Genomic DNA, 13,158 nt, shown 5'->3' with positions numbered 1-13,158 from the left:
GGCTTGTCGCGCCCACGCGGCGGCAGCCGCAGATCGGCACTGCCCCGCGTCCCTGACGGGGCGCCGAACCGCCCGCGCGGCGCCCGTCAGGGGCGCGGGGAACTGCGCGATCAGCCGGCGACGGGCCGCACCGGAGGGCGCGTCAGGCCAGGGGGCCGGTCACCGGTTCGACGGAGGCGACCAGGGCGCCGCTGCGGACGAAGGCTTCGGCCGCCGCGAGGTCGGGGGCGAGGAAGCGGTCCTCGCCCGGGCCCTCGACGCCCGCGGCCCGTGCGGCCTCCACGACGGCGCGCGCGGCGGGGGCGGCCGCGGACAGCCCGCGCAGTTCGACGGCCCGCGTGGCCGCGACCAGTTCCACCGCGACGACCTTGGTCAGCGCGTCGATCGCCGTGCGCAGCTTGCGCGCGGCCGACCAGCCCATGGAGACGTGGTCCTCCTGCATGGCGGAGGAGGGGATGGAGTCGACCGAGGCCGGCACGGCGAGCCGCTTGAGCTCGCTGACCAGGGCGGCCTGGGTGTACTGGGCGATCATCAGCCCGGAGTCGACACCGGCGTCGCCCGCGAGGAAGGCGGGCAGGCCGTGGGAGCGGTTCTTGTCCAGCAGCCGGTCGGTGCGGCGCTCGGCGATGGAGGCCAGGTCGGCGGCGGCGATGGCGAGGAAGTCCAGGACGTACGCGACGGGGGCGCCGTGGAAGTTGCCGTTGGACTCCACCCGGCCGTCGGGCAGGACGACGGGGTTGTCGACGGCGGCGGCGAGCTCGCGGTCGGCCACGAGCCGGGCGTGCGCGAGCGTGTCGCGGCCCGCGCCGGCGACCTGGGGTGCGCAGCGCACCGAGTACGCGTCCTGCACGCGCGGCGCCTCGTCCTGGTGGTGGCCGGTGAGGCCGGAGCCGTCGAGCACCCGCAGCATGTTGGCGGCGCTGGCCGACTGGCCGGGGTGCGGGCGGATGGCGTGCAGCTCGGGGGCGAGGACCTTCTCCGAGCCGAGCAGGGCCTCCAGCGACAGGGCGGCGGTGATGTCGGCGGAGGTGAACAGGCGGGCGAGGTCGGAGCAGGCCATGACGAGCATGCCGAGCATGCCGTCGGTGCCGTTGAGGAGGGCGAGGCCCTCCTTCTCGCGCAGCACGACCGGCTCGATGCCGTGCTCGGCCAGCAGGTGGGCGGCCGGGAGCAGGGTGCCGTCGGGGCCCTCGGCGTCGCCCTCGCCCATCAGGGTGAGCGCGCAGTGGGAGAGCGGGGCGAGGTCGCCGGAGCAGCCCAGGGAGCCGTACTCGTGGACGGCGGGGGTGATGCCGGCGTTCAGGATCGCGGCCATGGTCTCGACGACGACCGGCCGCACGCCCGTGTGGCCCGAGGCGAGGGTCTTCAGCCGCAGGAACATCAGGGCCCGCACCACTTCGCGCTCGACGCGCGGGCCCATGCCGGCGGCGTGCGAGCGCACGATGTTGCGCTGGAGCTGGGTACGGAGGTCGGGGCTGATGTGCCGGACGGCGAGGGCACCGAAGCCGGTGGAGACGCCGTAGACGGGGTCGGGCTTGGCCGCGAGGTCGTCGATGACCTGTCGCGAGCGCGCCACGGCCGCGAGGGCCTCTTCCGAGACGACGACGCGGGCACCCCCGCGGGCCACGGCGAGGACGTCCTCGGCGGTCGTGCCGGACGTCCCCACCACCACAGTGTGCATATCCATATTCAGGCACCCTAGAGACTGAATCGCTAGCTGTCACTAGTCGTCCGGGTGGCAACCATTCCGGTACGCAGCGCGACCGGCTCCGGGGCCGTGGCGCGACCGGCTCCGGGGACGCAGGGCGACCGGCTCCGGGGCCGTGGCGCGACCGGCTCAGTCCCGGCCGCCGCGGCCGCGGAAGCGGCGGCGCTCGCCGGCCTGCGGGCGTTCCGGCGGCCGGTTCGCCAGCCGCACCACCGGGTCCTCCCGGCCCGGGCCGCCGCCCTCGCGGCCGGCGACGACCGGCTTGAGCGCGCGGGCGGCCTTCGCCCGGTACTGCGCCGCGTCCGCCAGGCGGAACAGCCGGCGCGCCGAGCGGACGGGCCCGATGGGGTCGCCGGTGGAGGCGACGCCGCAGGCGACCCCCTCCCCCAGCTCCAACTCCCCGGCCCGGCGGCAGAGTTCGTCGGCCACCCGGACGACCTCGTCCGCCGTCGGACCCACCGCCAGCAGACAGAACTCGTCCCCGCCCAGCCGGGCCGCCAGCGCCCCCGGCAGCTTGGCGCCGCACAGCGAGAGCACGGAGCCGAACCGCTCCAGGAGCCGGTCGCCCACCGCGTGCCCGAGGGTGTCGTTGACGCGCTTGAGGCCGTTGAGGTCGCACACCACGAGGCTGACCACCGTGCCGTCGCGCTGGTGCCGCTCGACGGCCTCGTCCAGCCGCGTGTCCACGGCCCGGCGGTTGGCCAGGCCGGTGAGGGGGTCGGTGAAGGCCAGCCGCCGCACCTCCTCCAGCCGCTCGTTCTGCGCTATGCCGGAGGCCGCGACGGCCGCGAGGACGGTCGCGAAGTCGGCGTCGCCCGGGCCGAAGACCGGCGCCCGCACCGACCGCGCCACGTACAGCTCGCCCCAGGCGCGGCCGTGCAGCACGATCGGCGCCACCACGCAGGAGCCGCGGCCGCGCCGGCGCAGGGCGGCGACCCGCTGGGAGGGCGGCCCGGCCTCCTCCTCGGCGCGGGCGGTCTCCACCCAGGCGTGCGGCTGGCCGCCCAGCCAGTTCTCGTGCAGGAACTCGGCGATCTCCGGGAAGACGTCGACGGGGTACGACTCGTCGCGGGGAAAACGTTCCTCCTCCTCGGCGAGCTCACCGGCGTTGGCCAGGACCCGCAGCCGCCCCCGCTCCCGCTCCCACACCGACACGGCCGCGAACGTGCCGCCCAGCGCACGGCGGGCACCCTCGGCCGCGGCCTCGACGCTCTCGAGCGGGGTGGGGGCCGCCGCCATCGCCTGCGCCAGCTCCACCACGGCACGCAGGCGATCGTCGAACTCCCCGGCACCAGCCACCCGAGCCTCACATTCCGTGCACGTGCGTCCCGCACTCCAGGGTAAGAACGCCGGGCGCTACTCGCCCGGCCAGTTCGGCGTGCGCTTCTCGTTGAACGCCGCCACGCCCTCGGCACGATCGCCGGAGAAGGCCACCGAACGCCAGGCGGAGTCCTCCACCTCCAGCCCCGCGCGCAGATCCAGTCCATGGCCCAGGCGCAGCGCCCGCTTGGCGGCACGCAGCCCCACGGGCGAGTTGCGGGCCATGCGGGAGGCGAGCGCGAGGGCCTCGCTGCGGTCCCGGCCCTCCTCGACGAGCTGGTCGATCAGGCCCAATTCCTTTGCCTCGGCGGCCTCCACGCGGCGGGCACTGAAGATCAGCTCAGCGGCGCGGGCCGCCCCGACGCGGCGCGGCAGCAGCTGCGTACCCCCGCCGCCGGGGATGACACCGACCGACACCTCGGGCAGACCGACGACCGCCGTACGGTCGGCCACGATGACGTCGCACGACAGCGCCAGCTCGTAGCCGCCGCCCAGAGCGAAGCCGTGCACGGCCGCGATCGTCGGCATGGGCAGCTCCAGCACGCCGGTGTAGCAGGCGCGGGCGTGGGGGCGCTGGCGGACGAGGTCGGCGTCGGTGAAGGAGTTGCGCTCCTTGAGGTCCGCGCCGACGCAGAAGGCGCGCTCGTGGGTGGAGGTCAGGACCACGACGCGCACGTCCCGGTCGGCGGCCAGGGCCGCGGTGGCCTCGCCGATCAGGCGGCCCATCTCGGTGGAGACGGCGTTCATGGCCTTGGGACGGTCGAGGACGAGCTCGGCGACGTGGCCGTCGTCGTGGCGGCGGATCGCAATCCACTCGCCGAAGCGGCGTTCACTCACGGGGGTCACCCTTTCGGTGTCGGCGCGATGGGTGCCCCCGATCATGCCGGGCCGCTCCGCGGGTGGCCATACCCGTGGTGCCCCGTAGGGGCGCGGGGAACTGCGCGATCAGCCACGACGCACCCGCAGACGGAGTGCCGGGGTAGCGCCTCGGCTGCGGGCCGTCAGTGGCTTGTCGCGCAGTTCCCCGCGCCCCTACGGGGCGCCGGGCGCGGGCCGGGACGGGCCCCTCTGGGGGCTGGATATTTGCGGCGGCAACCGTCAACCGTTGAGCGAGCCCCGCAATGCGCCGCAAATATCCTTACGCCCCCTGCCGGGGCCCATCCCGGCCCGCCCCCTCCCGTGGAGGGGCGTGCAGCGGCGGGTGGGTGGTGCGGCGCAGGGCCGTGTCCGGCGGATGCAGCGCCCCCTCAGGGGCGCGGGGAACTGCGCGAACGGCCACCGGCGGCCCGCAGCCGACGCACCGCGCCGTCGTGCGGGCACCAACCGGGCCGCAGGGCCCGCCGCAGGCGCGGGGTCAGGCGCGGCGTGTGAGGAGCCAGGGTTCGACCATGCCGAGGCCACGGACCGGGCGCTGCCACATCGGCTGCAGCGCAAAGCGGTACTTTGCGCGTTCCTCCTCCGGCACCTCCGCCTCGGACGTCGGCGCATCGCCGCTGCGGGAGAGTTCCTCCGCGAAGGCCGCGTCGACGAGCACCGCGTCCTTCGGTGCTATCGAGGTCAGGCGGCTGGCGAGGTTGACCGTGGTGCCGAAGACGTCTCCCATGCGGGTGGTGACCGTGCCGAAGGCGATGCCGACGCGCAGCTCCGGCATGGTGTCGTCGTGGGAGAGGGTCTCGATGAGGCGGACGCCGATCTCGGCGGCCGTGCCGGCGTCGTCGGCGGCGAAGAGGACCTCGTCGCCGAGGGTCTTGATGAGCCGGCCGCCGTGGGCGGCGACGAGGTCGGCGGCGGTGGTCTCGAAGGCTTCGACGAGCTCGCCGAGCTCCTCCTCCTCCAGGCGCCGGGTGAGCCGGGTGAAGCCGACGAGGTCGGCGAAGCCGACGGCCAGGCGGCGGTCGACCATCTCGGCGTCGTCCGCCGCCTGGGCGACGCGGCCGGTGGCGGCGGCCAGCTGGCGGCGCCAGACGTAGATGAGGAATTCCTCGAGTTCGGGCAGAAGGAGTTCGACGAGGGGGTAGGTGATCTCGGCTCGGCTGAGACCTTCCTGAGGTTCGGTCAGTCCTTCGAGGAAGGAGTCGATCTGCCAGTCGGCGAGCCGGGCCGTGGTCTGGCCGGTGGAGCGGGCCACCTGGACGGCCATGGGCTCGCTGAGCAGCCCCGCCTCGACGAGGCCGGCGAGCCGGCGCAGGGCGAGGACGTCGGCCTCGGTGAGGGCCTTGGCCTGGCCGATGTCGGCGAAGCCCATGGCGCGCCAGAAGCGGGCGGCGAGGTCCATGGAGACGCCGGCGGCGCGGGCGGCCTGGAAGGGGGTGTAGCGGCGCTCGGCGCCGAGGATGAGGGATTCGAGCCGGAGCGCGAGGGGGTCGCCCTCCTCGACGTGGCCGTTGTCGTGGTTGCCGTGCGTCTCGCCCGGGCGTCCGTGCCCGCTGCCGGTCGCCGCGCCGTGCGCGGCGCCGTCCTCCCCCGTGGCCTTGACGGCACGGGAGGTGCCCCCGTCGTCGGCGGTCACCGCCCGCCCCCTGTCCGATCCGTGCGCACTGCCCTGCCGATCGCTGCTCGCTTAGGTTCCGCGCACAACGATACGTCAGGTGTGCCGTAGCTCACTCTCCCGACGGGTCAGTGCTCACTCTTTACGACGTTTACGAGGCGGCGGACCGCAAATGGACGATGTCACCCGCCCCCACCGGTTCCTGGACGCCGTCGGCGGTGGCGAGCACGAGGCGGCCGTCGCCGTCGACGGCGACGGCCTCGCCGACGAGGTCGGTGCCGCCGGGGAGTTCGGCGCGCACGGTGCGGCCGAGGGTGGCGCATCCGGCGGCGTAGGCCTCCTGCAGGCGGCTGGCGGCGGGGTCGCCGGCGGCGGCGCGCCAGGTTCCGTACCACTCCTCCAGGGAGCGCAGGACGGCGCGCAGGATGGTGTCGCGGTCGAGGACCTCGGCGCCGGCGAGGGCGAGGGAGCCGGCGGTGGGCACGGGCAGCTCGTCGGCGCGCAGGGTGACGTTGAGGCCGATGCCGACGACGACACTGTCGCCGGTGCGCTCGGCGAGGATGCCGCCGGTCTTGCGCTCCTCGTCGCCGACGGTGACCAGCAGGTCGTTGGGCCACTTCAGGGCGGTGTCGACGCCGGCGACGCGGGCGAGGGCGGTGGCGGTGGCGACGCCGGCGAGCAGGGGCAGCCAGCCCCAGCGGTCGGCGGGGACGCCGGGGCCGGGGGTCAGGCGTACGGAGAAGAAGAGGCCGGAGCGGGGCGGGGCGCTCCAGGTGCGGTCGAGGCGGCCGCGGCCGGCGGACTGTTCCTCGGCGACGAGGACGGCGCCCTCGGGGCCGTCGGTGGCGACGAGGTCGCTGTTGGTGGAGCCGGTGCGCTCGACGACGTCGAGGGAGGTCCACAGGCCGCCGGGGCGGATCAGGGCCCGGCGCAGGGCGGTGGTGTTGAGCGGGGGCCGGTCGAGGTCGGACCAGCGGCCGCGGGGGGCGTCGGAGGGGGTCATGAGATCCACCATAGGAGGCGAGCGGGGAGGAATCGGTGTGGCCAAGGACGCAGTGCCGCGGTGGAGTCCCGCCGTTACGCTACGACCCGGTAACCCTCCCTCCGGACGAGCAGGAGCCGCATCCCGTGTCCGAGACTGACGTCAATGGATTCGACATCCACACCACCGCGGGCAAGCTCGCGGATCTGCAGCGCCGGATCGAGGAGGCGACGCACGCCGGCTCGGCCCGGGCGGTGGAGAAGCAGCACGCCAAGGGCAAGCTGACGGCGCGCGAGCGGGTCGATCTGCTGCTGGACGAGGGCTCGTTCGTGGAGCTCGACGAGTTCGCCCGGCACCGGTCGACGAACTTCGGCATGGACGCCAACCGCCCGTACGGCGACGGCGTCGTCACCGGGTACGGCACGGTGGACGGCCGTCCGGTGGCGGTGTTCTCGCAGGACTTCACGGTCTTCGGCGGCGCGCTGGGCGAGGTGTTCGGTCAGAAGATCGTCAAGGTGATGGACTTCGCCCTGAAGACGGGCTGCCCGGTCATCGGCATCAACGACTCGGGCGGTGCCCGGATCCAGGAGGGCGTGGCCTCGCTGGGCATGTACGGCGAGATCTTCCGCCGCAACACCCACGCCTCCGGTGTCATCCCGCAGATCTCGCTGATCGTCGGGCCGTGCGCGGGCGGCGCGGTGTACTCGCCGGCGATCACGGACTTCACGGTCATGGTCGACCAGACCTCGCACATGTTCATCACCGGCCCGGACGTCATCAAGACGGTCACCGGCGAGGACGTGGGCTTCGAGGAGCTGGGCGGCGCGCGCACGCACAACGCCACCTCGGGCGTGGCGCACCACATGGCGGGCGACGAGAAGGACGCCATCGAGTACGTCAAGGCGCTGCTGTCGTACCTGCCGTCGAACAACCTCTCCGAGCCGCCGGCCTTCCCGGAGGAGGCGGACACGGAGCTCACGGAGGCCGACCGGGAGCTGGACGCGCTGATCCCGGACTCGGCGAACCAGCCGTACGACATGCACACCGTCATCGAGCACGTGCTGGACGACGGCGAGTTCCTGGAGACGCAGGCCCTGTTCGCCCCGAACATCGTCACCGGTTTCGGCCGGGTCGAGGGCCGGCCGGTGGGCGTCGTCGCCAACCAGCCGATGCAGTTCGCGGGCTGCCTGGACATCGCCGCGAGCGAGAAGGCCGCGCGCTTCGTGCGCACGTGCGACGCGTTCAACGTCCCGGTGCTCACCTTCGTCGACGTCCCGGGCTTCCTGCCGGGCACCGACCAGGAGTACAACGGCATCATCCGGCGCGGCGCGAAGCTGATCTACGCGTATGCGGAGGCCACGGTCCCGCTGATCACGGTGATCACCCGCAAGGCGTTCGGCGGCGCGTACGACGTCATGGGCTCCAAGCACCTGGGCGCCGACCTCAACCTGGCCTGGCCGACCGCGCAGATCGCGGTCATGGGCGCGCAGGGCGCGGTGAACATCCTGCACCGCCGCTCGCTGGCGGCGGCCGCGTCGCCCGAGGAACAGGAGGCGCTGCGCGCGGAGCTGCTCACGGAGTACGAGGACACGCTGCTCAACCCGTACGTGGCGGCCGAGCGCGGCTACGTGGACGCGGTGATCATGCCGTCGGACACCCGCCGCCACATCGTGCGGGGGCTGCGCGCCCTGCGCGACAAGCGCGAGGCGCTGCCGCCGAAGAAGCACGGGAACATTCCGCTCTAGACCCGCATCTCCAGACCCGCATCGAAAGCCCTCGGGAGGGTGCAGTGATCAAGGTCGTACGGGGCAATCCGACGCCGGAGGAGCTGGCCGCCGCACTGGCGGTGGTCCAGGCGCGGGCGGCGGCGGGCGCGACCGCCCCGCCGGACGCCCCCGCCCTGACGCAGTGGTCGGGCCCGGCCCGGCTCGCCGCGGCGCGGCGCGCGCCGCGCCCGGGCCCGGGTGCCTGGCGCACCACGTACTGGCCCGCCTGACCGGCGGGATCCGCTCGACCGCGGCGCCTGAGTACGCGTACTCAGGCGCCGCGCGCCTTCCGGTCGGAGCATGGAGGTCATGCTCTGGTCCGACCCGTCCGACGAACCGCCCGAGGAACTGCGCGAGGCGCAGGCCATGCTCCGGCGGGCGGGCGTGGTGCTGGCGGTGGGGATGGTGGTGCTGTTCCTGGTGCTGGGCGTGTGGTGAGGTCGTGCGGCCGCAACGGGCGTCACAGTGACCTCATAGATTTACCCCGGCCGCAACCGCATTCATCCGATTTCCGTCATGACGTACATGAACAAGCCTGTACGCCACATAGCGGTCTTCACAGGAGTGCTCGTGCTCGCGCTGCTGGTGCGGGCGACCTGGGTGCAGTTCGTGCGCGGCGAGGAGCTGTCGTCGCACGAGAAGAACCGGCGGGTCGCCATCGCGAGCTTCTCCCAGCCGCGCGGCAACATCATCGTCGGGGGCCGGCCGATCACCGGATCGGCCGGGACCGGCGGTGACCTCAAGTACAAGCGCACGTTCATCGACGGCAAGATGTACGCGCCCATCACCGGCTACTCGTCGCAGAGCTACGGCAGCACCTTCCTCGAAGGCGTCAACAACAAGCTGCTCAGCGGCACCGACGACCGGCTCTTCCTGCAGCGCACCGCGGACATGCTCACCGGCAAGCAGCGGCGGGGCGGCGACGTGGTGACGACCATCGACCCCAAGGCGCAGAAGGCCGCGTACGAGGGGCTGGGCGACCGGACGGGCGCCGTCGTCGCCCTCGACCCGCGGACCGGCAGGATCCTCGCGCTGGCCTCGACCCCGTCGTACGACCCCTCGGTCTTCGCCGGCAGCTCGAAGACGGACCAGGACGCCTGGAAGGCCCTGGAGAGCGACAAGAGCAAGCCCATGAACAACCGGGCCCTGCGCGAGACGTACCCGCCGGGCTCCACGTTCAAGATCGTGACGGCGGCCGCGGCCCTGGAGAACGGCCTCTACACCGACGTCAATGCGGCCACCGACTCCCCCGACCCGTGGATCATGCCCGGCACGGTCACCAAGCTGCCCAACCAGAACCCCAACGCCCCCTGCCGCAACGCCTCCCTCAACGTCGCCATGCAGAACTCCTGCAACACGGTGTACGGCAAGGTCAGCTCGGACCTAGGCCGCGACAAGATGCGCGCCACCGCGGAGAAGTTCGGCTTCAACGACCAGGTCTTCACCCCCGTGCGGGCCAGCAAGTCCGTCTTCCCCAAGGACATCAACAAGTCCCAGACCGCCATGGCCGGCATCGGCCAGGGCAGCCTGACGGCCACCCCGCTGCAGGTCGCCATGATGACGGCCGCCATCGCCAACGACGGCAAGCTCATGAAGCCGTACATGGTCGAGGAACTGCGCGGCCCCGACCTCAAGACGATCGAGAAGCACCAGCCCGAGCAGCTCTCGCAGGCCACGTCCCCGGACGTCGCCAAGAAGGTGCAGCAGATGATGGAGGACACCGCCACCAAGGGCACCGGCAAGGCCGCCCTGATCGACGGCGTCACGGTCGGCGGCAAGACGGGCACCGCGGAGCGCGGCAAGGACCAGAAGAACCTGGCGTGGTTCATCTCCTACGCCAAGACGGACAAGAGCTCGCCGGTGGCGGTGGCGGTCATGGTCGACCCGGACGACAGCGTCCCGGACGACGAGATCTCCGGCGGCAAGCTGGCGGGCCCGATAGCCAAGAAGGTCATGCAGGCGGTCCTGAACCGGTAGCCCTCCGGGCGGGCGGCAGGGCTTCGTCACGGCGCCCACGACGGCGCCCCGTAGGGGCGCGGGGCGTTGTCGCTGTGCGGCTGCGCCGCGGGGGCGCGACAAGCGGCCTCTGGGGCGGTGCGTCGGCTGCGGGCCGTCGGTGGCCGATCGCGCAGTTCCCCGCGCCCCTACGGGGCTCGTAAGGGGCGCGGGGAACTGCGCAACAAGCCACGACGCACCCGCAGACGGGGTGCCGTGCCGCGCCCACGCGGCGGCAGCCGCAGGGCCCCGCCTAATCTTGCCCCCATGAGCAACCGCACCCGCCGCCTCGTCCTCGCCTCGCAGTCCCCCGCCCGGCTGGGCCTCCTGCGCCAAGCAGGACTGGCCCCCGAGGTGATCGTCAGCGGTGTGGACGAGGACGCGCTCGACGCCCCCACCCCCGCCGAGCTGGCCCTCGTGCTCGCCGAGGCCAAGGCCGCTGCCGTGGCCGCGATGCCCGCGGCGGCCGGGGCGCTGATCGTGGGCTGCGACTCCGTGCTGGAGCTCGACGGGCAGGCCCTCGGCAAGCCCGCCGACGCCGAGGAGGCCACCGCCCGCTGGAAGGCGATGCGCGGCCGCGCCGGCGTCCTGCGCACCGGGCACTGCGTGATCGATGCGGCCTCCGGCCGCCGCGCCTCGGCGACCGCCTCGACGACGGTCCGCTTCGGCGAGCCGTCCGACGCCGAGGTCGCCGCCTATGTGGCCTCGGGCGAGCCGCTGCACGTGGCGGGTGCCTTCACCCTGGACGGCCGTTCGGCGCCGTTCGTCGAGGGCATCGACGGCGACCCCGGCAACGTCATCGGCCTCTCGCTCCCGCTGCTGCGGCGGCTGCTCGCGGACCTCGGCGTCGGCATCACGGACCTGTGGGCGTGAGCCCCGGGCCGTGTCCGGCGGATCATGCAGTGCCCTGCGGCTGCCGCCGCGTGGGCGCGGCACGGCACCCCGTCTGCGGGCGCATCGTGGCTTGTCGCGCAGTTCCCCGCGCCCCCTACGGGGCACGGCACCAGCCCACGGTGCCCCATAGGGGCGCGGGGCGGTATCGATCTGCGGCTGCCGCCGCGTGGGCGCGATCGGCCACCGACGGCCCGCAGTCGACGGGGCGCCGTGGTGGCGCGTGACGAAGACCCGCCGGGCACGGCCTAGAGCGGCAGGGCGCTGGCGGCCTTGCCGACCTGCTTGAGCTCGCTGAGCTTGTTGAGCTTGCCGAGGCCGTTGACGACGCCGGGGTACACGCTCTGGTCCTGCGAGGGCAGCATCTCCTCCTCGGTGGGCACGCCGGCCGGCGGCTTGGACATGTCCGGGGCGCCGGCGGGCGCGGACTCGCCGCGGACGGCCTTCGCGGGGGCCGCCTTCCCGGCGGAGCCGGGCTTCGCGGAGCCGGGCTTCGCGGGGGCGCCCTTCATGGGGGCGGCCTTGGCGGGGGCGGCCTTGCCCGCCGGGCCCTTGGCCGGAGCGGCCTTCGCCGGGGCGCCCTTGTGGGGCGCACCCTTCGAGCCCTTCGAGCCCTTCGACTCCTTGGGCGCCTTGGACGCCTTCGGCGCCGGCTTGGCCGGGGTCCCCTCGGACGGGGCGGTCACCGTCATGGGCCCGGCGCTGGAGGACGGCGGCGGCGCCACCGGCGTGGGCGCCGCGGGCTCGGCGGAGGCGGTGGCGAGAGAGGACACGGAAAGTGCGGCGCCGGCCAGAACGGCAGCGGCAGCAATGCGCTTGATCATGACTTCATCAACGATGTCGGGGAATATCGGTCACGATGCGCTGCACCACCGGTGCCTACTCCCGCCCCTGCGGCCCCAGTTGACCCCCGCCACCGAACAACCGACCCCTTACCGCAAGGAGCCCCGCCCGTCATGCCGCAGTCCGTGGACCGCGCCCTGGACCTCCTGGACACCGTCGCCGCATCGCCCGGTCCCGTACCGGCCAAGGCGCTCGCCCGGCGGCTGGGCTGCGGCCTGTCCACGGTGTACGAGCTGCTGGGCGCCCTGACGGCCCGGGGGCACCTCGTCCGTACGCCCGCCGGGTACGTGCTGGGCTACCGGACGCCCGAGCTGCACCGCTCGTTCCGGCGCCAGATGCGCCTGGGCGACGAGGTGCAGGAGCTGCTGGTGCGGGCGCGCCGCACGGCCGGGGCGGACACGTACTACAGCGCCTACCGTGACGGCGACATCGCCGTCCTCGCGGGCGCGACCGCCGCCGACCCGCCCACCGGCGGCTTCGGCACCGGCCAGGACGACGCCGCGCACGCCACGGCACACGGCAAGGTGCTGCTGGCGGCACTGCCACGGGCCGCCCGGCACCGCTATCTGGACGCGGCGGGCATGCGGGCGCTCACTCCCCGGACGATCACCTCGCCCGAACACCTGGACGCACAGCTCGCGGGCGTGCGGCGGGAGGGGGTGGCGGTGGAGATCGAGGAGAGCGCGGCGGGCGTGGCCTGCGTGGCCGTACGGGTGCCGGTCCGCGGGGTGCTCACCGCCGTCTCGGCGGCGCTGCCGCTCGCCGACTTCCGCCGGCGCGGGCCGGCGGTCGCCGAGGCGCTGCGCCAGGTGGCGGCGGAAGTGGCGAGGTTTCCGAATGCGGCGGACATCAGTCCCTCTACTGACGGGTAGACCTGAGGAAAGCGCCCCTACCGTGCGGGACGGACCGCAAACTTTGCGTCACCCGTTCGTAGGGACTCCACAAAAATTCGGCGGTGCCACTCCCGGCCCGCTCCCGAGAGCTTGACCACACCGAGGTGCGACCGACGCTCCGACGGACCGGGCGTACCGTGGATGATCTGGGGACTTGGGCCCGGGCACGGCTCCCTTTTCACGCTCCGTGTGGGCAAGGTCACCCCGGAACTCGGGTCGGCACAGAGTGTCGCCAGTACCTAAACTCACCTTGTTTCAAGGAGGGAGCCATC

General features: G+C 73.6%; 12 protein-coding genes. 6 read left to right on the top strand and 6 right to left on the bottom strand.

Annotated features, from left to right (window positions below):
* Positions 1-142 precede the first annotated feature (142 nt).
* The 5 genes from hutH to AC27L3_RS14440 form a co-directional block, all read right to left on the bottom strand.
* On the bottom strand, positions 143-1,681 hold the full coding sequence (gene hutH, locus AC27L3_RS14460) for a histidine ammonia-lyase (RefSeq protein WP_487234615.1): 1,539 nt from the start codon (positions 1,679-1,681) through the stop codon (positions 143-145).
* A 156-nt stretch (positions 1,682-1,837) separates the two neighbouring features.
* Positions 1,838-2,947 carry a diguanylate cyclase domain-containing protein gene (locus AC27L3_RS14455; RefSeq protein WP_487234614.1) on the bottom strand — a complete coding sequence of 370 codons (1,110 nt, stop codon included), beginning with the start codon at positions 2,945-2,947 and terminating at the stop codon, positions 1,838-1,840.
* Positions 2,948-3,064: 117 nt separating this feature from the next.
* The gene (locus tag AC27L3_RS14450; RefSeq protein ID WP_487234419.1) at positions 3,065-3,865 is read right to left on the bottom strand and encodes an enoyl-CoA hydratase/isomerase family protein; all 801 of its coding nucleotides are present in this window, start codon (positions 3,863-3,865) and stop codon (positions 3,065-3,067) included.
* Between the two features lie 517 nt (positions 3,866-4,382).
* Positions 4,383-5,537: an adenylate/guanylate cyclase domain-containing protein gene (locus tag AC27L3_RS14445; protein ID WP_487234418.1), complete on the bottom strand. Its 1,155-nt coding sequence runs from the start codon at positions 5,535-5,537 to the stop codon at positions 4,383-4,385.
* A gap of 130 nt (positions 5,538-5,667) precedes the next feature.
* The gene (locus AC27L3_RS14440) at positions 5,668-6,519 is read right to left on the bottom strand and encodes a biotin--[acetyl-CoA-carboxylase] ligase (protein WP_487234417.1); all 852 of its coding nucleotides are present in this window, start codon (positions 6,517-6,519) and stop codon (positions 5,668-5,670) included.
* A gap of 125 nt (positions 6,520-6,644) precedes the next feature.
* Here AC27L3_RS14440 and AC27L3_RS14435 point away from each other — a divergent pair, with 125 nt between their 5' ends.
* The 5 genes from AC27L3_RS14435 to AC27L3_RS14415 all read left to right on the top strand — a co-directional run bounded on the left by AC27L3_RS14435 (position 6,645) and on the right by AC27L3_RS14415 (position 11,132).
* Positions 6,645-8,243, top strand: a complete 1,599-nt coding sequence (locus AC27L3_RS14435) for an acyl-CoA carboxylase subunit beta (RefSeq protein WP_487234416.1) — start codon at positions 6,645-6,647, stop codon at positions 8,241-8,243.
* A gap of 44 nt (positions 8,244-8,287) precedes the next feature.
* The gene (locus tag AC27L3_RS14430; protein WP_487234415.1) at positions 8,288-8,494 is read left to right on the top strand and encodes an acyl-CoA carboxylase epsilon subunit; all 207 of its coding nucleotides are present in this window, start codon (positions 8,288-8,290) and stop codon (positions 8,492-8,494) included.
* A 79-nt stretch (positions 8,495-8,573) separates the two neighbouring features.
* Positions 8,574-8,702: a morphogenic membrane protein MmpB gene (gene mmpB / locus AC27L3_RS14425; RefSeq protein WP_487234414.1), complete on the top strand. Its 129-nt coding sequence runs from the start codon at positions 8,574-8,576 to the stop codon at positions 8,700-8,702.
* Positions 8,703-8,789: 87 nt separating this feature from the next.
* On the top strand, positions 8,790-10,241 hold the full coding sequence (locus AC27L3_RS14420; RefSeq protein ID WP_487234413.1) for a peptidoglycan D,D-transpeptidase FtsI family protein: 1,452 nt from the start codon (positions 8,790-8,792) through the stop codon (positions 10,239-10,241).
* Between the two features lie 285 nt (positions 10,242-10,526).
* Positions 10,527-11,132 carry a Maf family protein gene (locus tag AC27L3_RS14415; protein ID WP_487234412.1) on the top strand — a complete coding sequence of 202 codons (606 nt, stop codon included), beginning with the start codon at positions 10,527-10,529 and terminating at the stop codon, positions 11,130-11,132.
* Positions 11,133-11,398: 266 nt separating this feature from the next.
* Here the strand turns inward: AC27L3_RS14415 and AC27L3_RS14410 are convergent, their stop codons facing one another.
* Positions 11,399-11,974, bottom strand: a complete 576-nt coding sequence (locus AC27L3_RS14410) for a hypothetical protein (protein WP_487234411.1) — start codon at positions 11,972-11,974, stop codon at positions 11,399-11,401.
* Positions 11,975-12,106: 132 nt separating this feature from the next.
* On the opposite strand from AC27L3_RS14410, the gene AC27L3_RS14405 reads away from it, so the two are divergent.
* Complete coding sequence (locus AC27L3_RS14405) at positions 12,107-12,865, top strand: IclR family transcriptional regulator (protein ID WP_487234410.1); 759 nt, start codon at positions 12,107-12,109, stop codon at positions 12,863-12,865.
* The last annotated feature ends 293 nt before the right edge of the window (positions 12,866-13,158 follow it).

This window comes from Streptomyces sp. PKA51, assembly GCF_057552455.1.
Note: the sequence above shows the minus strand (reverse complement) of the source record. Positions and strands in the feature narration are given on the sequence as shown.